The 24,162-nt window shown below is 63.8% G+C and carries 20 protein-coding genes; 16 read left to right on the forward strand and 4 right to left on the reverse strand.

Translation table 11 applies throughout. The features are described 5' to 3' along the window. The first annotated feature begins 89 nt into the window (after positions 1–89). A complete protein-coding gene (locus P6U30_RS24790) occupies positions 90–1,271 on the forward strand; it encodes a cytochrome P450 (RefSeq protein WP_407165502.1) in 1,182 nt (393 codons plus the stop codon). Between the two features lie 181 nt (positions 1,272–1,452). Here the strand turns inward: P6U30_RS24790 and P6U30_RS24795 are convergent, their stop codons facing one another. Together P6U30_RS24795 and P6U30_RS24800 are read right to left on the reverse strand one after the other, a co-directional pair. Continuing rightward, complete coding sequence (locus P6U30_RS24795; RefSeq protein ID WP_407165503.1) at positions 1,453–2,625, reverse strand: M20 aminoacylase family protein; 1,173 nt, start codon at positions 2,623–2,625, stop codon at positions 1,453–1,455. Positions 2,626–2,849: 224 nt separating this feature from the next. Then, complete coding sequence (locus P6U30_RS24800; RefSeq protein ID WP_407165504.1) at positions 2,850–3,620, reverse strand: IclR family transcriptional regulator C-terminal domain-containing protein; 771 nt, start codon at positions 3,618–3,620, stop codon at positions 2,850–2,852. A 169-nt stretch (positions 3,621–3,789) separates the two neighbouring features. On the opposite strand from P6U30_RS24800, the gene P6U30_RS24805 reads away from it, so the two are divergent. From P6U30_RS24805 to P6U30_RS24860, 12 genes are all read left to right on the forward strand, one after another. Beyond that, on the forward strand, positions 3,790–4,281 hold the full coding sequence (locus tag P6U30_RS24805; protein ID WP_407165505.1) for a MaoC family dehydratase: 492 nt from the start codon (positions 3,790–3,792) through the stop codon (positions 4,279–4,281). Between the two features lie 11 nt (positions 4,282–4,292). Further along, complete coding sequence (locus P6U30_RS24810; protein ID WP_407165506.1) at positions 4,293–4,745, forward strand: MaoC family dehydratase; 453 nt, start codon at positions 4,293–4,295, stop codon at positions 4,743–4,745. A gap of 270 nt (positions 4,746–5,015) precedes the next feature. After that, entirely contained in the window at positions 5,016–6,323 is a 1,308-nt protein-coding gene (locus P6U30_RS24815; RefSeq protein ID WP_407165507.1) for an MFS transporter, read from the forward strand. Positions 6,324–6,420: 97 nt separating this feature from the next. Then, entirely contained in the window at positions 6,421–6,618 is a 198-nt protein-coding gene (locus P6U30_RS24820) for a DUF3311 domain-containing protein (RefSeq protein WP_407165508.1), read from the forward strand. Next, on the forward strand, positions 6,615–8,081 hold the full coding sequence (locus tag P6U30_RS24825) for a sodium:solute symporter (protein ID WP_407165509.1): 1,467 nt from the start codon (positions 6,615–6,617) through the stop codon (positions 8,079–8,081). Before P6U30_RS24820 ends, P6U30_RS24825 begins: the two co-directional genes overlap by 4 nt. A 188-nt stretch (positions 8,082–8,269) precedes the next feature. Then, complete coding sequence (locus tag P6U30_RS24830) at positions 8,270–9,889, forward strand: GMC family oxidoreductase (protein WP_407165510.1); 1,620 nt, start codon at positions 8,270–8,272, stop codon at positions 9,887–9,889. A 7-nt stretch (positions 9,890–9,896) separates the two neighbouring features. Next, entirely contained in the window at positions 9,897–10,832 is a 936-nt protein-coding gene (locus P6U30_RS24835; RefSeq protein WP_407165511.1) for an alpha/beta fold hydrolase, read from the forward strand. A 68-nt stretch (positions 10,833–10,900) separates the two neighbouring features. Then, the gene (locus tag P6U30_RS24840; protein WP_407165512.1) at positions 10,901–12,820 is read left to right on the forward strand and encodes a potassium transporter Kup; all 1,920 of its coding nucleotides are present in this window, start codon (positions 10,901–10,903) and stop codon (positions 12,818–12,820) included. Positions 12,821–13,391: 571 nt separating this feature from the next. Continuing rightward, positions 13,392–14,336: a metallophosphoesterase family protein gene (locus P6U30_RS24845; protein ID WP_407165513.1), complete on the forward strand. Its 945-nt coding sequence runs from the start codon at positions 13,392–13,394 to the stop codon at positions 14,334–14,336. Between the two features lie 18 nt (positions 14,337–14,354). Further along, the gene (locus tag P6U30_RS24850) at positions 14,355–14,678 is read left to right on the forward strand and encodes a cupredoxin family copper-binding protein (protein ID WP_407165514.1); all 324 of its coding nucleotides are present in this window, start codon (positions 14,355–14,357) and stop codon (positions 14,676–14,678) included. Between the two features lie 94 nt (positions 14,679–14,772). Then, positions 14,773–15,330, forward strand: a complete 558-nt coding sequence (locus P6U30_RS24855; protein WP_407165515.1) for a sigma-70 family RNA polymerase sigma factor — start codon at positions 14,773–14,775, stop codon at positions 15,328–15,330. Beyond that, positions 15,327–16,091 carry an anti-sigma factor family protein gene (locus P6U30_RS24860; protein WP_407165516.1) on the forward strand — a complete coding sequence of 255 codons (765 nt, stop codon included), beginning with the start codon at positions 15,327–15,329 and terminating at the stop codon, positions 16,089–16,091. The genes P6U30_RS24855 and P6U30_RS24860 overlap by 4 nt, the downstream gene beginning before the upstream one ends. 265 nt (positions 16,092–16,356) lie before the next feature. Here P6U30_RS24860 and hpnO read toward each other — a convergent pair whose 3' ends face one another. Continuing rightward, positions 16,357–17,748, reverse strand: coding sequence for an aminobacteriohopanetriol synthase HpnO (gene hpnO, locus P6U30_RS24865; protein ID WP_407165517.1), 1,392 nt, complete (start codon positions 17,746–17,748; stop codon positions 16,357–16,359). A 102-nt stretch (positions 17,749–17,850) separates the two neighbouring features. On the opposite strand from hpnO, the gene P6U30_RS24870 reads away from it, so the two are divergent. Then, a complete protein-coding gene (locus P6U30_RS24870) occupies positions 17,851–18,468 on the forward strand; it encodes a DUF2147 domain-containing protein (RefSeq protein WP_407165518.1) in 618 nt (205 codons plus the stop codon). 451 nt (positions 18,469–18,919) lie between these two features. Here P6U30_RS24870 and P6U30_RS24875 read toward each other — a convergent pair whose 3' ends face one another. Then, positions 18,920–21,535, reverse strand: coding sequence for an MMPL family transporter (locus P6U30_RS24875; protein WP_407165519.1), 2,616 nt, complete (start codon positions 21,533–21,535; stop codon positions 18,920–18,922). 454 nt (positions 21,536–21,989) lie between these two features. Between P6U30_RS24875 and ispH the strand changes: the two genes are divergently transcribed. Both ispH and hpnH read left to right on the forward strand, forming a co-directional pair. Next, positions 21,990–22,916 (forward strand): 4-hydroxy-3-methylbut-2-enyl diphosphate reductase, encoded by a 927-nt coding sequence (ispH, locus tag P6U30_RS24880; protein WP_407165520.1) that lies wholly within the window; start codon positions 21,990–21,992, stop codon positions 22,914–22,916. A gap of 35 nt (positions 22,917–22,951) precedes the next feature. After that, positions 22,952–24,121, forward strand: coding sequence for an adenosyl-hopene transferase HpnH (hpnH, locus tag P6U30_RS24885; RefSeq protein ID WP_407165521.1), 1,170 nt, complete (start codon positions 22,952–22,954; stop codon positions 24,119–24,121). The last annotated feature ends 41 nt before the right edge of the window (positions 24,122–24,162 follow it).

Raw genomic sequence — 24,162 nt, forward strand, 5'->3', positions numbered from 1 at the left:
GAATTTCGATGGCCTGAATTGGCTCTATCGAATTGAGCGATTACACGCCCGCGGCTAGCCTTTGCAAAAAATCGCCCGCGGGAGGACGAATGACCAGCACAGTGCCCGTCGTCACGGATATCTCGTATCAGGATCTGCTCGACGATCCCTATCCGATCTTCCGCCGCCTGCGCGAGACGGCGCCCGCCGTGTTCGTCGAGACGGCGAAGCTGACGCTGGTGACGCGCTTCGACGACATCACCAAAATAGAGCGCGATCCGGCAACCTATTCGGCCGACAACCCCACCTCCCTCGTCAACAAGGTGATGGGGCCGACCTTCATGCGCAAGGACGGCGCCGAGCATGCGACCGGCCGCAAGGCGATCGAACCTTCGTTCCGGCCCGCGACGATCAAGGAGCACTGGGCGCCGCGGTTCATCGCGATCTGCCAGAGGCTGATCGACGCGCTGGCCGACGCGGGCGAGGCCGATTTGTTCGGCGCGCTTGCCGCGCCGATGGCGTCCCTCAGCCTGATGGAGATGATCGGCTTCGAGCCGATGCCGTGGCAGCCCCTTGCCGCATGGTCGCAAGCCCTGATCGACGGCGCGGGCAATTACGCCGGCGATGCCGAGATCGAGCGCACGGCGATGCAGGCCGGCGCCGCCGTCGACGCCGCGATCGAGGCGGTACTCGATCAACACCGCAGCCATCCCAATCCCTCGATCCTGTCGTCGATGGTCAATGCCGATCCGCCGATGTCGATCGAGGCCATCAGAGCCAACATCAAGGTGATCATCGGCGGCGGGCTGAACGAGCCGCGCGACGCGATCCTCACGCTCGTGCTCGGCCTTTTGCAAAATCCGGCGCAGAAGCGAACCGTGCTGGCGAAGCCGGAGCTGTGGCCGGCGGCGCTCGAGGAAGCGGTGCGCTGGATCTCTCCGATCGGCATGTATCCGCGGCGCGTGACCCGCAGCGTCGATCTCTCCGGCGTGACGCTGCCGCGGGATCTTCAGATCGGGCTCTGCGTCGGCGCGGCCAACCGCGACGGCAAGCGCTTTGCCGATCCTGACAGCTTCGACATCTCACGGCCGAAGCAATCGCATTTGGCATTCGGCGCCGGGCCGCATTTCTGCGCCGGCACCTGGGTGTCGCGGCTGACCGTCGGCAAGATCGTGGGACCGATGCTGTTCGAACACCTGCGCAATCTGCGGCTCCGCGACGACGCCCCACCAATCGTCCGCGGCTGGGTGTTCCGCGGCCCGGTCTCGCTGCCGGTCAGATGGGACGCGTGAGGAACGCACAGCCCGCGTCATTGCGAGCCAACGGGTCGCGCGAATGCGCGCCCGATGACAGGCTCCACGAAGCAATCCATACCTCCTCGGCGGAACGATGGATTGCTTCGTCGCTTCGCTCCTCGCAATGACGGCCGGAAGGACGACGCAGCGACCATTGAGAGGGCTGCAGCCGGCAAGATCACGCCGGCAGCGCGTTCTCCACGATCTTCACGAAATACGACGTGCCGTAAACGATCGCCTCGTCGTTGAAATTGTAGGCGGGATGATGCAAGCCCGCGCTGTCGCCGTTGCCGCAGAAGATGAAGGCGCCGGGCCGCGATTCCAGCATGTAGGAGAAATCCTCGGCGCCCATCAGCGGCGGCATCTCGTGCACATTGGCGGCACCGGCGACGTCCTTGGCGATGCGGGTCGCGAATTCGGTCTGCGAACCGTGGTTCACCGTGACCGGATAACCGCGCTCATAGGTGAGATCGATCTTGGCGCCGGTCATCTTCGCGACGCCGTCGACGACTTCGCGCACGCGCTTCTCGATGAGGTCGCGCACCTCCTTGGTCAGGGTCCGCACGGTGCCGCGCAATTCCGCGGTCTGCGGGATCACGTTGCGGGCATTGCCGGCGTGGAATTCGCACATCGAGATCACGGCGGAGTCGAGCGGATCGACGGTGCGCGAAACGATCTGCTGCAACGCGGTGATGAGCTGCGCACCGACCAGCACGGAATCGATGCATTTGTGCGGCCGCGCGGCGTGACCGCCATACCCCTCGATCTTGATGTCGATCGCGTCGGTTGCGGCCATGATCGGGCCGGTGCGGATCGCGAACGAGCCGATCGGAATTCCCGGACCGTTGTGCATGCCGTAAACCTGCTCGATGCCGAAACGGTCCATCAGGCCGTCCTTGATCATGGCGGCGGCTCCGGCCCCGCCCTCTTCGGCCGGCTGGAAGATCACGACGGCATCGCCGGCGAAGTTGCGCGTCTCGGCAAGATAGCGCGCAGCGCCGAGCAGCATCGCGGTGTGACCGTCATGGCCGCAGGCGTGCATCTTGCCGGGCGTCTTGGAGGCGTAAGGCAGATTGGTTTCTTCATGGATCGGCAGCGCGTCCATGTCGGCGCGGAGCCCGATCACCCTGACGTCGCCCTTGGCGGGCCCCTTCTTGCCCTTGATGACCCCGACCACGCCGGTCTTGCCGAGGCCGGTCACGACCTCGTCGCATCCGAACTCCCTCAACCGGTCAGCTACGAATGACGCAGTGCGATGCACGTCATAGAGCAGTTCGGGGTTTTCGTGGATGTTGCGGCGCCAGGCCTGGATATCGGGTTGCAGATCGGCGACGCGGTTGACGATGGGCATGAGAATTCTGACCTCGAAGGTTGGACTGCAAGTGTCCTCTCTAGCATGCAAGGACCGGTCCACCCAACAGATGTGGCATGCTCCAGGCGGGTCCCGCAGCGCGGCAAAGTGCAGAGCCAGCCGACGGAAAGCCATCGAAAGCGCCCTGCGGTGAGGACGTGGACATGACTCGCATGAGAGTTTCCGGCCTGCCGCAGATCGTTGTTACGGACTGACATATCTGGCTAGCCCGACATCAGCATCTGGCTGCGGATCTCCTGCGCGGTTCGGCGCAGCGGCAGCAGGAATTTCTTGCGTGCGCCGGCCTCGCTCACAGTACCGGAGATCGTGTTGACGCTGAGCGCGGCGACCACTGAGCCTGCGGGGTCGCGCAACGGCACCGCGATGCCGCAGATCGCCGGATCGAGCTCGCCGTCGACCCAGGCATAACCCTCACCCTCGACGCGCGCGAGCAATTCGCCGAGCCGCGCCGGATCCGTGACGGTGCGCGGCGTGACCTGCTTGAACACACCTGCGGCGAGATAGGCCTCGCGATTCGCGGGCGGCAGCGCCGCGAGCAGCACGCGGCCGAGCGACACCAGATGCGCCGGCAGGCGGCTGCCGACGCCGAGATTGGCCGACAGGATACGGCGCGCCGGCAGGCGCAACGCATAAACGATCTCGTCCTCGTCGAGCACCGCCATGGCGCAGGACTCGCCAATCTCGTTGCGCAGGTTTTCCAGCGCGCGCTGCGCGTGCGCCCAGTATGGCAGCGCGTTCAGATAGGACAGGCCGAGCCCGAGCGCGCGCGGCCGCAAGCTGAAATAGCGTCCGTCGGAGGCGCAATATTTCAGCGCGACCAGCGTCGCCAGGATGCGACGCGCGGTGGCGCGGTTGAGGCCGGCAGTATCGGCAGCCTCCGCCAGCGTGTGTCGTCCGGGCGGCTTGCCGAGCGCCTCGATGATCGAGAAGCCGCGCGCGATCGCGCGCACGAAGCCGTCGCTCTCTTTGCTCATGACGTCATTTCGTTGGGGGTATCGTTTGGCTCATGACATCGCAGCCCTGCATGGCCGCCTGCACGTCATGCGGCTCTCTGCGCTTGTCAGGGGCTCCCGACCGCGCTAGCGTCAGTTCACATAGCGAATGAATCGTTCGCCTGGCGAACCCATAGCAGGAGGATCAACGATGGCGCAAGTGGAAAGTTCTGCGGCCAGCACTTTCGAAACCGATTTCTGGAAGGACGCAAAGCTGCGCAAGGTCTGGGACGAGATCGTTCCCGGCGAAGCGCGGAAGACGCTGCCCTACAAGCTGACGCAAGAGGCGATCGCGCTGTATTGCCGCGCGGTCGGCGAGACCAATCCGCTGTATCTGGACGAGGCGGCCGCGAAGGCCGGCCCCTACGGCGGGCTGATCGCGCCGCCTTCGATCCACATCCTGCTGATGTTCGCCTGCACGCCGGCCGACGACTGGATGCGCTCGCCGGGCACCGTCAATGCGGGGCAGTCCTGGAGCTACAACATCCCTGCCCGCCCCGGCGACACCATCACGCTGCAGGCGCGTGCGCTCGACAAGTTCATCAAGCGCGAGCGGCTGTTCGTGGTGCACGACAACGTCTTCTTCAACCAGCATGGCGACGTGATCTGCTCGGGTCGCGGCCAGACCATCCGTCCGATGTAAGGAAGTCCAGCATGACCACAGTGAATTTCGATCGGCTCAAGACCGGCGACACCATCGACGGTCCTGCGTTCGCGGTGTCGCGCGAATCCATCCGCCTGTTCTGCGATGCATCGCTCGACTACAACCCGCTGCATCTCGACGACGACTACATGAAGGGCAATTTCGGCAAGACGAATTTCGGCGGCATCATCATGCACGGCATGAACAATTTCGGCCTGATCTCGCGCATGCTGACCGATTGGGCGATGCCGGCGGGCGCGATCCATCGCCGCCTCGAGACGCGCTGGCTGAAGCCGGTGAAGCCGGGCGACACCATCCGCCCGTCCGGCACCATCAAGGCCAAGCAGGTCACAGCCAAGTCGCGCTGGGTGCTGGTCGATGTCGCCGTGCAGAACCAGCGCGGCGAAACGGTCGCTGCCGGCGAAGCGATGGTGGAATTCCCGGCGAGCGCGAAAGCGAGCTAGCGGCGCAATTTGAAATCGAACGACAGGTCCACTTCACCTCGCCCGCCTGCGGGGAGAGATGGGAATGCATCGTTCGATGCATTCCGGGTGAAGGAGACCCTCCGCGGGCGCAGCGATCACCATGGATGCGGACGCAGCGCCTCACCCCAGCCCTCTCCCCGTAAGAACGGGGAGAGGGAGCAAAGTGCCGTCGCGTCACCATCCAGGCGGATTGCGTCCCGCGCGGGCCAAACAATCAACAATCAGAAGAATCATTCGTGGAGGTTTTCGATGCAGGATGCGGCCAATTCCGCTCTCTATCGGCGGATCGCCTGGCGCCTGATCCCGTTCTTGCTGGCGTGCTACACGGTCGCGATCATCGATCGCTTCAACATCGGCTTTGCCAAGCTGCAATTCCTGCAGGACCTGAAGCTGAACGATGCCGTGTTCGGGTTTGCCGCGGGAATCTTCTCGGTCGGCTATGTCGCACTCGAGGTGCCGAGCAATCTGCTGCTGGTGAAGATCGGCGTTCGCAAGACGCTGCTGCGGATCATGGTGCTGTGGGGCATCGTCACGGTGCTGCTCGCGCTGGTGCAGAACCAGTATCACCTCTACGTCCTGCGTTTCCTGCTCGGCGCCGCCGAGGGCGGCTTCTTTCCGGGCATCCTGTACTATTTGACGCTCTGGTTCCCGGACCGCCTACGCGGCCGCATGACCAGCCTGTTCGTGATGGCGGTGCCGCTCGGTGGCATCATCGCAGGTCCCGTGTCCGGCCTGATCATGGATCACATGCAGGGCGCCCACGGCTTGCATGGATGGCAGTGGCTGTTCATCCTCGAAGGCGTCCCCGCGATGCTGCTCGGCATCATCGCCTATCTCTGCCTCGCCGACGGGCCGCAGACTGCGGCCTGGCTGAACGCCGACGAGAAACGGCAGGTGGCAAGCGATCTCGCGCGCGATCGCGCGAGCGCCTCCGGCACCACGCGCAGCTTCGGCGCTGCCCTGCGCGAGCCCCGCGTCTATCTGCTGTCCTTCATCTATTTCGCGTTCTTCTGCTCGCTCAACACCATTCTGCTGTGGACGCCGACGCTGCTGAAGCGCGTCGGCGTGGCCACCGCCACCGAGATCGGCTGGCTGAGCGGCGCCATTTCGGTCGCGTCGGCGATCGGCATGGTCGCGATCGGCTACAGTTCCGACCGCACCAGGGAACGGCGATGGCATGTGGTCTCGTGCGGACTGATCGCTGCCACCTGCTTCCTCGCGCTTCAGCTCGCGCAGGGCAGCGTGGTCCTTACCGTGACGTTGCTCGCGATCGCATCGATCGGCATCTTCGCAATCCTGTCGCTGTTCTGGACCATCCCGAACGCGACGCTGGAGGGCAGCGCCGCGGCCGGCGGCATCGCGCTGATCAGCGCGATCGGCTCGTTCGGCGGTGCGGTCTGCCCTGCGCTGATCGGCTGGATGAACGTCGTCACGGGAAGCATCTACACGCCGCTCGGCCTGGTCGGCGCCCTGCTCGCCGTCGGCATGCTGACGCTGATCGCCGGCATTCCGAGACCCCGGCAAGACATCCCGCTGGCCGAACCCGGCCGTCCCTGAGCAGGCTCGCGCGCCCCGCTACCAACCTGAAGCTTTGGTAACCATTCGGAACTTTCGCGAATGACATAGGTTTTCATTGCAAACCGGAGGCCTCGCCATGCGCAGCATCCGCTGGCTCGCCGTTGCCCCGTACCTCGCCCTTATTGTGGGCCCGTTCTTCGTCAACCGGGTGACGCCGCTTGTCTTCGGCCTGCCGTTCCTGCTCGCCTGGATCGTGGTGTGGATTCTGCTCACCTCCCTCATCATGGCCGTGATCTACGCGGTCGATCCGGCCAATCGAGAGGGCGAGCCATGAACGGAGCGCTGCCCTTCATCGCTGCTGCCGCGCTGCTGGCGCTCGCCCTTGGCTTTCTCGCCCGACGCGGCAAAGACATGAATCTCGAGCAGTGGACGGTGGGCGGGCGCGGCTTCGGCGCGATCTTCGTATTCCTGCTGCTCGCTGGAGAGATCTACACCACCTTCACCTTCCTCGGCGGCAGCGGCTACGCCTACGGCAAGGGCGCGCCGGCCTATTATATTCTCGCCTATGGCACGCTTGCCTACGTGCTCTCCTACTTCATGCTGCCGCCGATCTGGCGCTACGCCAAGGAAAACCGGCTCTACTCCCAGTCGGATTTCTTCGTCCGCAAATACGACAGCCCGGCGCTCGGCGTGATCGTCGCGCTGGTCGACATCGCCGCGCTGATCCCCTACCTCGTGCTTCAGTTCAAGGGGCTCGGCATCATCGTCGAGGTCGCCGGCTACGGCGCGATCTCCTCGACGCTCGCGATCTGGATCGGCGCCGCCGTCGTCGCCGCCTACGTCATGGTGTCGGGCGTGCACGGCTCGGCATGGACCTCGGTCGCCAAGGATACCCTGATCCTCGGCATCGTTGTCTTCCTCGGCATCTATCTGCCCTATCATTATTACGGCGGGCTGGGCTCGATGTTCGCGGCGATCGAGCAAGCCAAGCCGGGATTCACCATGCTGCCACCGCACGGCGAGAGCCTGTGGTGGTTCTCCTCGACCGTGCTGCTCACCGCCCTCGGCTTCTACATGTGGCCGCACACCTTCGGCTCGATCTACACCGCCAGGAGCGCCACCGTGATCCGCAAGAATGCGATCGTGTTGCCGCTCTACCAGCTCATCCTGCTGTTCGTGTTTTTCGTCGGCTTCGCGGCGACCCTGCAAGTCCCCGGGCTCACGGGCTCCGACATCGACCTCGCGCTGTTCAAGCTGTCGGTGAAAACATTCGATCCCTGGTTCGTCGGGGTGATCGGCGCAACCGGCGTGCTTACTGCGCTGGTGCCGGGCTCGATGATCCTGATGACCGCCGCGACGTTGATCTCCAACAACCTCTACCGCGCCGTCAAGCCATCGGCCGATGACGAGCAGGTATCGCGGCTTGCAAAGCTCCTGGTGCCGCTGGTGGCGCTGGTTGCGGTGTTCTTCACCTTGAAGGGCGGGGAGACCATCGTGGCGCTCCTGTTGATGGGCTACAGCTTCGTCACGCAGCTCTTTCCCGCCCTGGTGCTCAGCCTCGCGCACCGCAATGTCGCCACCCGCGCGGGCGCGGCGGCGGGCATCATTGCCGGCGTCGCCACGGTCGCCGCTGTCAGCCTGACGGGCGTCAACTTTCACACGCTGTCGTGGCTGCCACCCCAGGTCCAGGACCTCAACATCGGCATCGTCGCGCTGGCGGTGAATTTCATTGTGCTGATCGTGGTCAGCATGACGATGCGGCTCGCCGCGGCGCCGGCGCGCGCGGCCGCGGAATAAGTTCGATAAAAACCAGGCGAGACCAGGCATCGCTGATGCTCTGAGAGCCGTCATTCGCCCCGGCTTTGGCGATTCGAAGTCTGTCTGGTAAGTGGGTAATCTCAGGCTTGATGCCGCAGATTTCGATTCAGACCGACGAGATATCGGTCTAATAGTCTCAGCAAAGATGACCGCCGGGAAACGAGGACATGCCGCGAAGGCTCGAGGGTGATTTCGACTACATTATCGTCGGCGCTGGCACCGCCGGCTGCATCATGGCCAACCGCCTGTCGGCCGATCCGAACAAGCGCGTGCTGCTGCTCGAGGCCGGCGGCAAGGACAACTGGATCTGGTTTCACATCCCGGTCGGCTATCTCTTCGCGATCGGCAATCCGCGCTCGGACTGGATGTTCAAGACCGAGGCCGAGCCCGGTCTGAACGGCCGCGCGCTGAGCTATCCGCGTGGCAAGGTGATCGGCGGCTCGTCGGCGATCAACGCGATGATCTCGATGCGCGGACAGGCCGCCGATTACGATCACTGGCGTCAGCTCGGGCTCACCGGCTGGAGCTACAGCGACGTGCTACCGGTGTTCAAGCGGCTCGAGGATCACTTCCTGGGCGAAAGCGAGCATCACGGTATCGGCGGCGGCTGGCGCATCGAGGCGCCGCGGCTGTCGTGGCAGGTCCTCGATGCGGTCGGCGACGCCGCAGAAGAAATGGGCATCAAGCGCATTCCGGACTTCAACACCGGCGACAACGAAGGCACCAGCTACTTCCATGTCAACCAGAAGCGCGGCCGGCGCTGGTCGTCGGCGCGCGGCTTCCTCAAGCCTGTGCTCAATCGCCCCAATCTTCGGCTGGAGACCCATGTTCTGGTCGATCGGCTGATCGTCGAGAGCGGCCGCGCCGCCGGCGTGCTGCTCCGCCAGGGCAACGATCTGGTGGAGGCGCGCGCGAAGGGCGAAGTGATCCTCTGCGCCGGTTCGATCGGCACGACGCAGGTGCTGCACCGCTCCGGCATCGGCCCGTCCGAATGGCTGTCGCCGCTCGGCATCGATATCGTGCTCGATATACAGGGCGTCGGCCGCAACCTGCAGGACCATCTGCAGCAACGTGCGATCTACAAGGTCTCGGGTGTGCGCACGCTGAACGAGACCTATTATAACGTGGTCCGCCGCGGCCTGATGGGCCTCGACTACGCGGTCCGCCGCCGCGGTCCGCTGACCATGGCGCCATCGCAGCTCGGCATCTTCACGCGCTCCGATGCCACGAGGTCGCGCGCCAACATCCAGTTCCATGTGCAGCCGCTGTCGCTCGACAAGTTCGGCGATCCATTGCACCGCTTCCCCGCGATCACGGTCAGCGCCTGCAATCTGCAACCGACCTCGCGCGGCACCGTCCGCATTCGTTCGTCCGCGCTGGATGACAAGCCGTCGATTGCGCCGAACTACCTATCGACCGACGACGACCGCCAGGTCGCAGCCGATGCGATCCGCACCACGCGGCGGCTGATGAAGCAGAAGGCGCTCGAGAAGTACCGCCCCGAGGAATTCCTGCCCGGTCCCTCCGTCGGCGACGACGATGCCGCGCTGGCGAAAGCCGCGGGCGATATCGGCACCACGATCTTCCATCCGGTCGGCACCGCCAAGATGGGAACGGCCAACGATCCCTTGGCCGTCGTCGACGAACGCCTGCGCTTCTACGGCCTACACGGCCTGCGCATCGCGGATGCGTCCGTGATGCCGACCATCACCTCGGGCAACACCAACACGCCGACTGCGATGATCGCCGAGAAGGCTGCGGGAATGATCCTGCAGGACGCGCGATAGTCGGCCGATGACGCAGCACCCGCATCGCTTCGTCGTGGGCGGCGACAGCGCGTCGATCGCGCTGGCGCGATGGGGTGAGCCAGGCAAGCCGCCCGCACTGCTGCTGCACGGCACCGGATTTGTCGCCGACGTCTGGACCGAAGTGGCGGCAGCACTGGCGTCCGACCACACCGTCTATGCGCTCGACCGCCGCGGCCATGGCCTCAGCCACAAGCCGGCCGCCGATCACTATCACTTCCAGGATTTTGCCGAGGATGTCCGCATGGTGGTCGAGAGCCTCGACCTCCACGGCATCTTCGGCATCGGTCACAGTGCCGGCGCCACCGACCTGTTGCTCGCGGCGAAGCTGATGCCCACGCGCTTCGCGCGCCTGTTCGTGATGGAGCCAACGGTGATGGATCCGCGCACGCCGCGCACCGGCGACCTGAGCGAATTGGCAAGAGGATCTGTGCAAGGCGTGCTGCGCCGTCAGGCCGAGTTCGACAGTGCGGACGCCCTGTTCCAGCGGCTGCGTAAGGCACCGGCCTTCGCACCTTGGACCGAGCCTGCGCTCTGGGCCTATGTTCGTCACGGCTTCGCCGAGCTCGACAGTGGCCGCATGCGGCTGCGCTGCACGCCCGAGATCGAATCCGCGTTGCTCAAGCCGATCTTCCAGGCGATGGAGCAGAGCTACACCGGCGATGTGCGCGGCAATCCCTTTTTCTGGCTGTCCGACATCGGCTGCCCGGTCCGCATCGCCACCGCCGAGCAATCGTGGCCGGTCTACAAGGAGATGGCCGATCGCGCCGCGGCGCTGATCCCGCATGCAACCCGATGGACGTTCGACGGCATCGGGCATTGCGTGGCGCAGGAGGCACCCGATCTGCTGCTCAATGCGCTCAGGACATTCGCCGCCGAAGTCGGCGAACGCTCGCGCAACGATCCGGCGCCATCGTCGTTGTAACGATGGATGGAACCAGCAGCCGGGCAGCCGCTCACTCGCTCGGGACATGACGACAATGGTGGCAGCGGATGCCCTCTTCGACGATTTCTGCCCTGGACGACAAGACCGGCTTCACTGGCGAGGCACACCATCGCGACAAGCAGGCACCGACCGCGACCAGCATCGTGCTCGCGCTCGGCATCGTCTATGGCGATCTCGGCACCAGCCCCCTCTACACGCTGCAGACCATCGTTCACCTGATGGGTGACAGCTTCACCCCGGACGCGGCGCTCGGCTCGCTCTCGCTGATCATCTGGGCCCTGATCATCACGATCTCGATCAAGTACTGCCTGTTCGTCATGCGCGCCGACAACCATGGCGAGGGCGGCATTCTGGCGCTGATGGCGCTGACCGGCGCGCGATGGTCAGGGCGCGGCCGATGGCTGATCGCGATCGGACTGTTCGGCGCCGCATTGATCTACGGCGACGGCATCATCACGCCGGCCATCTCGGTGCTGAGTGCGGTCGAAGGCCTGAATGTCGCAACCGACGTGTTCAGGCCTTACACGATGCCGATCGCGGCGGGAATCCTGATCGGATTGTTCGCGCTTCAGCGTCGCGGCACCGCAACCGTCGGCAAGACGTTCGGCCCGGTGATGCTGCTGTGGTTCGTGACCATGGCGGTGCTCGGCATCGTCTCGGTCGCGCGGCATCCCGACGTGCTGCGCGCACTCAATCCGGAGCACGGCGTTCTGCTGCTGACCACGCACGGTCTGCTCGGCTTCACGCTGCTCGGCGGCGTGTTCCTGGCGCTCACCGGCGGCGAAGCGCTCTACGCCGATATGGGCCATGTCGGCCGCCGGCCGATCCGTCTCGCCTGGTACGGCATCGTGCTGCCAGCGCTCGTGCTCAACTACGCAGGGCAGGTCGGCAATTTCATCGCATCCCCTGATCCCTCCGCCAATCCGTTCTTCAAGCTCGCGCCGGTGTGGGCGATCTATCCGCTGGTGACGCTCGCGACGCTGGCGACCATCATCGCAAGCCAGGCCATCATCACCGGCTCTTTCTCGATGACGCGGCAGGCCATGCAGCTCGGATGGTTTCCGGGCGTGCAGATCAACCAGACGTCGGCCGAGGAATATGGCCAGATCTACGTGCCCTTCGTGAACTGGACGATGATGTGCCTGACGGTCGCACTCGCGGTCGGCTTCGGCAGCTCCGATCGGCTCGCGGGCGCCTATGGCGCCGCCGTGTCGACGACAATGGTGCTGACCACCGCGCTGCTCTACCAGGCGATGCGACGCACATGGCACTGGAGCGTGGTGCGGGCGTCGGCCCTCACGGGCGTGCTGCTCACGGTCGATCTTGCGTTCTTTCTCGCCAACCTCTTCAAGATCGAGGAAGGCGGCTGGATTCCCCTGCTGTTCGGCGCGCTGGTGTTTGCCATCATGACCACCTGGCATCGCGGCATCGACGCCCTGCATCGGCGAGGCATGGCGCGCGCTCAGCACGTCGATGCGTTTGTCGCCAACCTGCACGAGCAGCATATCGCGCGCGTGCCGGGGACCGCGATCTTCCTCACCCGGCTCGGCCACAGGATCCCGCCGATCATCGTCGACTATGTCAGGCAGGCGCATTCGCTGCACCGGACGGCGATCGCGCTAACCGCAAGCTTCGAAAGCGTTCCCCGGATCCGGCCCGCCGATCGCATTCGCTGCGAGCAGCTCTGCGAAGGCCTCTGGCACATCACCGTGCATTTCGGCTTCGTCGAAATCCCGGATCTGCCGACCGTGCTGGCGAATGCGAAGCAGATCGGGGTGCCGGTCCAGCACGACACGACCTATTATATCGAGCGCCACGATCCCGTCAGCCGGCCGCGCCGCAATCCCTTGGCCCGGTTCCAGATTGCGCTGTTCGCCTTCATGGCGCGGAATTCCGCGCACGCAATCGATCGCTTCCGGATTCCGAGCGGTTCGCTGATCGAGATCGGCAGCCGGATGGAAATCTAGAGCGACCACTACCGCTCGAGAGGCCAATTCCCCCTCACCGTAGGGCTATCGCATTTGGGGAGAAAAGCGCCCTGCGGCCATCCTTCGAGACGCCCGCCTCTGGCGGGCTCCTCAGGATGAGGTCTTGTTTTGCGGCACAATAGTGGACCCTCATGGTGAGGAGCGCCGCCTGCGGCGCGTCTCGAACCACGAGGCCGAGTATGTGCGCAGCCGTCCAAGGCAGCATATGCAATAGCCCTCCCCCTCGACGGGAGGAACGCCGTCCCCTTGCGAGGGACGGCGGACGCCACTCACGCAGTACTGAAACGGATGAGTGCTCGGCGCGGGCCTCGTGTGACGAAGGAAGTTAGGCATCCTAGCGCAACCGCGCTGACACTATGCTGACGGTTGCGCGACAGCTTTGTTGCGACCGCCAGGAGCGCACCGATCGTGCCGTTGGAGCCCCGCCTCGACAGCGGGCCTCTCACGAAATCGTCATCCCCCGGCCCGCCTGGAATGGCGGGAATAAACCCCGTCGCTCGCCGATCACCTCCCCGGAAACCCAATCCCTGGGCCCACGGGAGACTTTGCCATGAGCGATCACGATCATCACGATGAGGAAAACGGCGTCAGCCGACGCAAGGTGCTGGAATGCATGACCTGGGCCGGCACCGGCGTGCTCTGGACCATCACCGGCGGCGTGCCGCATTCGCTCGGCATCGTCGACTCGGCCGCGGCCGCCGAGACGCCCGGCATGACGTTCATGCAGATCAGCGACAGCCATGTCGGCTTCGACAAGCCGGCCAATCCGAACGCTATCGGCACGCTGGAGGAGGCCATCAACAAGGTCAAGGCGATGCCGATGAAGCCATCCTTCATGATCCACACCGGCGACATCTCGCACCTGTCAAAGGCCTCCGAGTTCGACGACGCCGAGCGGATCATCTCGCAGGCCAAGCTCGACGTGCACTACGTGCCGGGCGAGCACGATTTCATTGACGAGGAGGTCAAGCTCTACAAGGAGCGTTACGGCCGCGGCACCAAAGGCGCCGGCTGGTATTCCTTCGACGCCGGCGGCGTCCATTTCATCGGCCTTGTCAATGTCGTCGACCTCAAGGGCGGCGGCCTCGGCAATCTCGGCCGCGAGCAGCTCGAATGGTTGGAAAACGACCTCAAGGGCCGCTCCAAATCGACGCCGATCGTGCTGTTCGCCCATATCCCGCTGTGGACCGTGTATCCGCAATGGGGCTGGGGCACCGAGGACGGCGGCCGCGCGCTTGAATATGTGAAGGGCTTCGGCTCCGTCACCGTGCTGAACGGCCACATCCACCAGGTGATGCAGAAGGTCGAGGGCAACGTCACCTTCCACACCGCGCGCTCCACCGCATTCCCGCAACCGGCGCCGGGTGCGGCCCCCTCGCCCGGTCCGATGAAGGTCGAGGATTCCAAGCTGCGCGGCATGCTCGGCGTCGCCAGCATCAACTTCAAGCAGGGCACGGAACGGCTCGCCATCATCGACACGCCGCTGCAGGGCTAAGGGAAGGACGACAAGGCCATGACTTCAATCAACCGCCGCGACTTCGGCATCGCCGTGGTCGCGACCATGCTGCTGCCTGTGTCCGCAGCCCAGGCAGACGACGTGGCTATCCACATCGACAACTTCGTGTTCGAGCCGGCCCAGCTCAACGTGAAGATCGGCACCACCGTGACCTGGACCAACCGCGACGACATCCCCCACACCGTGGTGTGCGCGGGAAAATTCCGCTCGAAGCCGATGGACACCGACGGCACGTTCGCGTTCACCTTCACGGAAGCCGGCGAGTACAAGTACTTCTGTTCGCTGCATCCGCACATGACAGGCAGCATCAAGGTTGGGTAACGTGTCCAGTCAGGTCATCACAACCACGCCCGGCCGGTGGGCTTCGGCTCCCGGCCGGGCGCAAGCTCCTCCTGGAAACGCCGGGCAGAACACGATGGCGGTCAGAGCGTCGGACGACGATCCCGATAAAGCGCGGCGCTTCCGCGAGGCCGCACTGCCCTATCTCGACGAGGCCTATACGCTGGCGCGCTACCTGCTGCGCGACGCCGCCGACGCCGAGGATGCCGTGCAGGAATGCTATCTGCGCGCCTACAAGCATTTCGACAGTTATCGCGGCCCGGCGATGAAGCCGTGGCTGTTCGCAATCCTGCGCAATGTTTGCCGCGCCGAATATGCGCGGCGCAAGACCGCCCCCACCACCGTCGAGCAGATGCCCGAGAGCGCCGAGCAGGCGCCGCTGTGGCACGAAACCCCGGACACGCCGGAACGGCAGATGCTGCGCCGCTTCGACGGCGACACCGTACGCAAGCTGATCGCGGCGCTCGCCGAGCCGTTCCGCGAGACGTTCGTGCTCAGGGAAATCCAGAATCTTTCATATCGCGAGATCGCCGATGTCGCCGCCGTGCCGGTCGGCACCGTGATGTCCCGCCTCGCGCGTGCCCGCGCCATGCTGCGATCAGCCTGGATTGCGGAACAGGAGCAAGCGAAATGACCTGCGAGGAAGCTGAAGTGCTGCTTCACGCGCTGATCGACGGCGAGCTTGACGCCGGCCATGCGCGCGAGGTGGAGGCCCATATCGAGAGCTGCGCGCACTGCGCAGCGTTGATGAAGGAGTATCAGGAGATCCGCCAGGCGATGGCCGAGACCGACCTGCGCTACAAGGCGCCGCTCGAGCTGCGCCGCCGGATCGAGAAGGCGCTGCCGCAGCCGCAGGCCGCACCAAGCCGCCGGTCGGTGCTGCGCGGCTTCGCGATGGGCTCGGCGGTCTCGGCGATCGCCGCGACCGGCCTGTTCGCAGTCGTGCTGCGCAATGACGACGAGCAGCGCATCGAGGCCGAGGTCGTATCGGCGCATCTGCGTTCGCTGCAGGCCGGACACCTCACCGATGTGATCTCGACCGACCAGCACACCGTGAAGCCGTGGTTCAACGGCAAGCTCGACGTCTCGCCGCCCGTGATCGACCTCACCGCACAGGGCTTCACGCTGATCGGCGGCCGGCTCGACTACGTCAACGCCCGGGAGATCGGCGCCGTGGTCTACAAGCGGCGCCAGCACGTGATCAATCTGTTCGTGGCGCAGACCGCGAACACCGAACGCCATCCGGCGACGATGACGACGCTGCAAGGCTTCAACATCCGCCGTTGGAGCGATCGCGGTCTGAAGTACTGGGCGGTCAGCGATATCGGCGCCGACGAGCTGACGGAGTTCGGCGAGAAGTTCGAGACCGCGATGCAGGCGAACAAGGAGGGATAGGTGCCCCTGCCGAAGATCCTGTCATTGCGAGCAGCCCGCGACAAGATTGGAGGGCAATTTTGCGCTGAAGCGACTAAGCAATCCGTCGCTCCGCTTGCGGCACAATGGATTGCTTCGCTTCGCTCGCAATGACATCCGGGCGAGCTTCGGGCCTGGATGGGCCTGCGTAGACCGGATGGAGCGCAGCGCAATCCGGGTTTCTGTCGAACTTGGGGACCGTTCCCGGATTGCGCTTCGCTCCATCCGGGCCACAAAGTCTTTTGGGTTACGCCGACTTGCGCACCGCGTTGTCGACCAGCGTCTTGCCGAGCGACCAGATCGCGCCAGGCACCTTGTGGCTGCCGGCGATCACCTCGTCGAACGCTTTTTCGATCCAGGTGCAGTCCTCTTCGGTGATGACGAGCGGCGGCAGCAGCTTAATGGTGTGGCTGCCGTGGCCGGCAACCTGGGTCAGGATCTTGTGGTCCTTGAACAGCGGCACCGTGATGAGCTGACAGAACAGGCCCTTGTTGGCGGTCTCCAGCAGGTTCCACGACGCCTTCAGCCTCAGCGATTTCGGCGGACCGAACTCGACGCCGATCATCAGGCCCTTGCCGCGGACTTCCTTCATCAGTTCATAGCCGGGCACCATCCGCGTCAACGCGAGACGGAGCTCGGCGCCGCGCTTGGCGGCCTGCTCGACCAGCTTCTCGGCCTTGACCACCTCGAGCGTCGCGATGCCGGCAGCCATCGCCAGATCATTCTTCCCGAAGGTCGAGCCATGCACGACCGCACGGTCCATCTGGTTGAAGATCTTGTCGAAGATGCTCTTGCGCGTCAGCAGCGCGCCGATCGGCACGTGACCGCCGGAAAGTGCTTTCGCCAGCAGCACCATGTCGGGCTCGATGCCCCAATGCTCGATCGCGAGAAATTTTCCGGTGCGGCCGATGCCGGTCTGGATCTCGTCGGCGATGAACAGGGTGCCGTATTTGCGGCAGAGCGCCAGCGCGCCGGGCAGGAACTCATCGGTGGGCATGTTGACGCCCTTGCCCTGGATCGGCTCGACGATGAACGCGCCGACCTGTCGCGACGACAGGGCCTTCTCGAGGGCCTCGAGGTCGTTGAACGGGATCGGCGTGCAGCCCGGCAGCAGCGGTTCGAAGCCGCCGCGGAAATTCGTATCATCCGTCAGCGACAATGCGCCATAGGACAGGCCATGGAACGAATGCGTGCAGTGGACGATGCCAGGGCGACCGGTCGCGCCGCGCGCGAACTTGATCGCGGCCTCGACGGTTTCGGCGCCGGAATTGGCGAAAAACACCTTGTCCAGATATGGCACATGCTCCAGCAGCCGCTCCGCGAGCACCCCTGCGAGCGTGGAGACGTCGAGCTGCACCAGATTCGGCAAATCGGCGTCGAGAACGCTCTTTAGCGCCCTGCGCAATGCCGGATGATTGCGGCCGATCGCAAAAACGCCAAATCCGCTCAATAGATCGAGATAGCGGGCGCCCTGACGATCGAAGAGGTATTGACCTTGCCCCTTTTGGAAGCCGACATCGTAACCGATGGTCTTGAGAACGCGAACGAGCTGCTCATTGAGGTGCCGCGTATGCATGGCACCGCGCTGGCCCTCGCGCTCCACAAAAATCTCGGAAACGTCTAAATTGGAACTTACCATTCGTTACATACGTCGGTTGATGGCCATCTCGTCAACTTAAAACGCTCCATGGCGGCGTTTTGACCCCCGCTCTGATCGTCCAGTTAAGCACAGGTTTGGACCATGTTGCACTGCCCAAGAACTTTCGCGCGCACAATAGCCTTTTCAGGTTTATTTTTGGCCACCGTATTAACACCGGCCTTGGCCGCGGATCCCACAGGTGATTGGAGAGACGCGGACGGTTTCGCGAACATTCGCGTCGCCCAGTGTAATGGCAGCATGTGGGGTGCGGTTGTCTGGGAAAAAAACCCCGGCGGCAAGGACAAGAACAATCCCGATCCGGCAAAGCAGGCCCGGCCGACGCTCGGCATGCCGATCCTGATCGACATGAAGAAGAAACCCGGCGCCGATGCGTGGGAAGGCCAAGTCTACAACGCAAAGGACGGCCAACTCTACAGCGCGACCATCAAGCCCATTGGCACTGACGAGCTGGAAATCCAGGGCTGCGTGCTCGGCTTCCTCTGCGGCGGCCAGACCTGGACGCGGGTCGGTCCGCCGATTCCGATCAGCGCCGCGGGCAATCCGCCGAAAGGTGGGGCTCCCAAGTCGGTCGCACCGCCGAAGACGACGGGTTCGGTGGCGCATGGCGCCAAGCCGGGTCAGAAGCAGGCCGCCAACGCACCAAGTGAGACGGTCGGCGATATCTGCCTTCTCCCCGACATTGCGCGCCCGACGCAATAGCACCGGCTGAACTCACCGCGTTCTAAATCTTGAGTCTCCTCATCGTCAGACGATGTGAGCCTATACAGGGCCGTCATTGCGAGCGAAGCGAAGCAATCCATCGTCCCATTTTGCGGAGCTATGGATTGCTTCGCTTTGCTCGCAATGACGGGGATCGAATTGCGTGCACCGTCACCTTGAGAAGACTGCGAAACGGGTGTCTCGAAGGATGGAGGCCACAGCTTAGGCCTCATCATTCGCTGGCGATGCTGAGCACCGTCCAGAGACGCGTCCCGCACTCCTCATCATGAGGGTTACGACGTCCATGACGGCGTACGACCAAGTCACGATGCGACAAGATTGAATCGCATCATGACCTCATGTCCTCGTTGAAGTATATCTCTCGGCAAACACGTTCCGCGTTTGGCGCGAGGAAACCGGCTTTCATTTTTCCGGATCATGCTCCGGCGCGTCAGGTGACGTCGTTGCCGATATCCGAGTCCCCGCCGACCTCGCGCGGCTTGCCCATCAGTGCAGGCTGGAACAACAGCACGGCTGCGAGCGTGGTGACCAGCGACAGCGCCAGCAGCTTGCCCATGCTCGCGGTGCCGGGATGGCTGGACAGCCAGAGGCTGCCGAACGCGGTCGCCGTGGTCAGCGCGCTGAAAAAGATCGCGCGCGTCAGGCTCGACTGCAGCAGCTTGGTCCGGCCCTGGCGCCAGGCGGTGACATAATAGATCTTGAAGGCGACGCCGACACCAAGCAGCAGCGGCAACGCGACGATGTTGGCGAAGTTCAGCGGCAGGCCGATCAGCACGCAGATTTCCAGCGTCACGACGCCGGCAAGCAGCAGCGGCACCAACGTCAGCAGCACGTCCGTCACGCGTCGTAGCGTCAGCCACAGCAGCAGGCTGATCACCACCAGCGCCCAAATGCCGGCGTGGATGAACGCCTTCACGACGACATCGCCGGATTTCAGGATCGAGACCGGTCCGCCGATCGCGGTCGGCTCGGCGGCGAGCACGGCGTCGGCGAAGCGGCGCAGATTGTCGTTGTCGTTCGGATCACCCTTCGGCTCCGCCTCGACGCGCATCAGACCATCCTTGGTCTTCCAGCCCTCGACCAGCGCCGGCGGCAGATTCTGCAGCGTCACGGTCTGGGCCTGCAACGTGTTCCTGAGTTGATCGAACACGACCTTCATCGGTGCGACGAAGATCTCCTGCGCCTTGTTGCGGGTCGCCTCGTTCGAATCGGCGAGCTTCTGCAAAGCGTCGGCCAGGCGGCGCGCGGCGACGGCGCCCGGCCCCTTGTTGTCGCCCGCAGTCTTGCGCAAGCTGTCGACCGAACTCTTCAACGACTCGACGTTTTCCTGGTCGGAGGGCGCCGGGTCGACCGATTCGGGGTTCAGCGCCGGACCCAGCACCTTCGCGGCCTGCGCGATCAGTTGCAGCTTGGCCGGCTGGTCATCCGGCACGAAGCTGTCGAGCGACATCACGCGCGCCACCTCGGGCAGCTTCTCGAGCTTCGCCTCGATCTTCCTGGCGTCGGCCTCCGAATTCGTCATCACGTTGATGGCGTTGGCGCCCGTGTTCGGGTCCTTCCTGAGATCGAGGAAGGTCGCGATCGATTCCACTTTGGAACTGCGCAGATTGATCGGATTGAAGTCGAACTTCATGTAGTGGAGCAGCGGCATGCCTGCGATCGCGACCAGCAACGTGCCGACGATGATCGGGATGCGGTGCTTCTCGAGGAAATCGTCGACCGGGGCGAGGAACGCGTAGCCGACCGGCTCCTTCTCGCCCGGCGGATTGAGCAGATCGAGCAGCGCCGGCAGCACCGTGATGCTGGTGATGAACGCCACCAGCATGCCGGCGCCGGCGATCTTTCCGAGCTCGGAGATGCCCTTGTAGTCGGTCGGCAGGAAGCAGAGGAATCCGGCAGCAGTCGCCATCGCCGCAAGCGACAGCGGCACCGCCGAACGGCGCGCCGCATTCTCCAGCGCCAGCGTCAGATTGTCGTTCTTGAAGCGCTCGGAACGGTAACGAACGCTGAACTGGATGCCGAAGTCGACGCCGAGACCGACAAACAGCACCGCGAAGGCGACCGAGAGGAGGTTCAGCGACCCCACCATCATCAGACCAACCGCCGTGGTGATGGCGAGGCCGATGAACAGGTTCAGGAACACGGCAAAGATGATCTTGCCCGAATGCAGCGCCAGCCAGAGGATGACCAGCACAATCAGCACGGTGCCGAGGCCGTTGACGATCGCGCCGTCCTGAACGGTGGCATATTCCTCGTTGGCGATCGGCACCGGTCCGGTCAGGCGGACGCGCGCGTGATATTCGGTCGGGAATTTCAGGTCGGCTGCCGCCTGCCGGATCGCATCGGTCGCCGCCTTGCCGGGCTCCAGTGCCGAGTAATCGATGATCGGCTTGATCTCGATGAACGCACGCTTGTCGGAATCGGTCAGCGGCTTGTCGCTGGTGAGCTCGCGCCAGGAGAAGGTGGCGTCGCCCTTGGCGAGGATGGTCTCGACGGTCTCCGAGATCAGGTTGAACGGACGTGCGGCGTTGTCGAGCTTGACCTGGCCGCGCTTGACGCCGGCAAGGCCGGTCTCGAGCGCGCCGGTCAGGCCACGGATCGAGGGATCACCGGCCATGATCTCGATCAGGGGGGCCGCCTGCTCGAGCTGGCCGGTCGTCTTGCCGACCTCCTCGGTCGGCAGGAACAAGAGCCCGTTCTTCTCGAAGAACTCGCCGGAGCCGAGCGGCGTCACCGCCTCGAAGTTCTTCTTGTCGGCACTCAGCTTGTCAGCGAGCGCCTTCGCCGCCGAGCTGGTCAGCTCAGGTGTCGCGCCCTCGACAACGGCGAGGATCAGCCTCTCGCGGTCGAAGGCTTCCTCGAACTGGTTGTCGCGCTTGCGCCAGTCCAGATCGGGCGAGATCAGCTTGTTGATGTCGGTGTTGATCGAGAAATTCCGGGCCGTGTAGTAGCCGCCACCGACCGACAGCAGCAGTGCGAAAATGACAACAGGAAGAGCAAAACGCGTACACGTCCTAACAACCGAGACGACAATATTTGTCAGCACTTCGTATCTTTCTAATCTCAGGGAAGCATGGCCGGAAACGCCCGCTGTCTAGCGGAGTTCCCGGGGCCGATCTAATGTTGTTTTGGTCATCATCCTCGACGCAACGGCGAGCAGATGCCGAGCAACACCCCGGCTACGAATGGCCGGTATAAACCGCCCCGATGGGCGATAAAGTGACGAACAAGTGAGGGCACTGGCGATCATAGGGATCACTATCATTACCATAGTACCTTTTAAGTGACATTCCTCACACATGGCGTCTCTTTTCGGGGCGCTTCCTTTTTGACACAAAGCTCCGTACTTCCATGTGCTTGACACGTGGATTAAGTCCAGGAACCGCGGTGGTTCGGATGTTGCAACTCGCGTTGCCAATGTCCGGCCGGGTGGAGTGCGGCGTCGAAAATGCCGCACGGCCGTTGAATCAGACGGGTGCAATTTGCGTGACGGACGTCCTATGGAAGTTTTTCTTGCCCAACCGCGCGGCTTCTGCGCCGGCGTCGTGCGTGCCATCGACATCGTGGAACGTGCGTTGGAGAAGTATGGCCCGCCGGTCTATGTCCGCCACGAGATCGTTCACAACAAATACGTGGTCGAAAGCCTGAAAAAGAAGGGCGCAATCTTCGTCGAGGACCTTTCGGAAGTGCCGCCCGGCTCGGTAACGGTGTTCAGCGCCCATGGCGTGGCCAGGAGCGTTGAGGAAGAGGCTGAGGCCCGCGAACTGCCCGTGCTCAACGCCACCTGCCCGCTCGTCAGCAAGGTCCACAATCAAGGCAAACGCTACATCGCCAAGGGCCGCACCTTGATTCTGATCGGCCACGCCGGTCACCCCGAGGTCGACGGAACCATGGGGCAGGTTCCCGGACCGGTGTTCCTGGTCCAGAGCGTCGAGGACGTGGCGGAATTGGCCCTGCCCGCCGGTACTCCGGTAGCGTACATTACGCAAACTACGCTGTCCGTGGACGACACCAAGGATATTATCACGGCTCTTCAGGCAAAATTTACAGACATTCAAGGCCCAGATATCCGGGATATCTGCTATGCGACACAGAACCGCCAATCCGCGGTAAGGGAACTGAGCAAACTCGTCGACATCATATTGGTGGTGGGGGCTGCCAATAGTTCCAATTCAAACAGGCTTCGTGAAATCGGCACCGAGGTCGGCGTCGCGAGTTACCTCATTGCCGATGGAAGCGAGCTCAACCCGGATTGGTTGAAGGATGCAAAGGCCGTCGGCATTACGGCGGGCGCCTCGGCGCCCGAAGTTTTGGTCGACGACGTGATCGAGGCCCTGAGGCGAATCGGACCGGTTACGGTCTCGGTGCTCCCGGGCCGGGAAGAGAACATCGAATTCCGGCTGCCAGCCGAACTGACTGCAGGCTGATCGAAACACACCAAGTCCAGAAAGAAAACCGTGTAATGGCTATACCGTTCTTCAAGGAAATCCGTATCGGCGGCTACCTGATGAAGCAGAAGCTGCTTGGCCGCAAGCGCTATCCGCTCGTGCTGATGCTGGAGCCGCTGTTCCGCTGCAACCTCGCCTGCGTCGGCTGCGGCAAGATCGATTATCCGGATGCGATCCTCAATCGCCGTATGACCGCACAGGAATGCTGGGACGCCGCCGACGAATGCGGTGCACCGATGGTGGCAATTCCCGGCGGCGAACCGCTGATCCACAAGGAAATCGGTGAGATCGTGCGCGGCCTTGTCGCGCGCAAGAAGTTCGTCTCGCTGTGCACCAACGCACTGCTGCTCGAGAAGAAGCTCGATCTGTTCGAGCCGTCGCCCTACCTGTTCTTCTCCGTGCATCTCGACGGCCTGAAGGACCATCACGATAAAGCGGTTTCGCAGAAGGGCGTGTTCGATCGCGCCGTGTCCGCCATCAAGGCGGCGAAGGCCCGCGGCTTCACCGTCAACGTCAACGCCACGATCTTCGACGGCCACCCGGCAGAGGAGATCGCCAAGTTCCTCGATTTCACCACCGAGCTCGGCGTCGGCGTCTCGATGTCGCCCGGCTATGCCTACGAGCGTGCGCCGGACCAGGAGCACTTCCTGAACCGCACCAAGACCAAGAAGCTGTTCCGCGACGTCTTTGCGCTCGGCAAGGGCAAGAAGTGGAACTTCATGCATTCCGACCTGTTCCTCGATTTCCTCGCCGGGAACCAGTCCTACGAGTGCACACCCTGGGGAATGCCGGCGCGCAACATCTTTGGCTGGCAGAAGCCCTGCTATCTGCTCGGCGAAGGCTACGCCAAGACCTTCAAGGAGCTGATGGAGACCACCGACTGGGATTCCTACGGCACCGGCAAGTACGAGAAGTGTGCCGACTGCATGGCGCATTGCGGCTACGAGCCGACCGCCGCGACCGCGGCGCTGAACAACCCGCTGAAGGCGATGTGGGTGGCGCTGCGCGGCGTCAAGACGACCGGTCCGATGGCGCCTGAGATCAATCTCTCCAAGCAGCGTCCGGCCCAATACATCTTCTCTGAGCAGGTTCAGAAGAAGCTCTCGGAGATCCGCCGCGACGAGGCGCTCGCCGCCCAGCAAAAGGCCACGGCTGCCGCTCAGAAGGCCTCCACGGCCGCGTAAACAGCGCGCCGAGGCGACAAATCAAGAAAGGCCCGATCCGC

Origin of the sequence: Bradyrhizobium sp. ORS 111 (assembly GCF_045571485.1) — a bacterium.
In the GTDB taxonomy this organism is placed as follows: Bacteria; Pseudomonadota; Alphaproteobacteria; order Rhizobiales; family Xanthobacteraceae; genus Bradyrhizobium.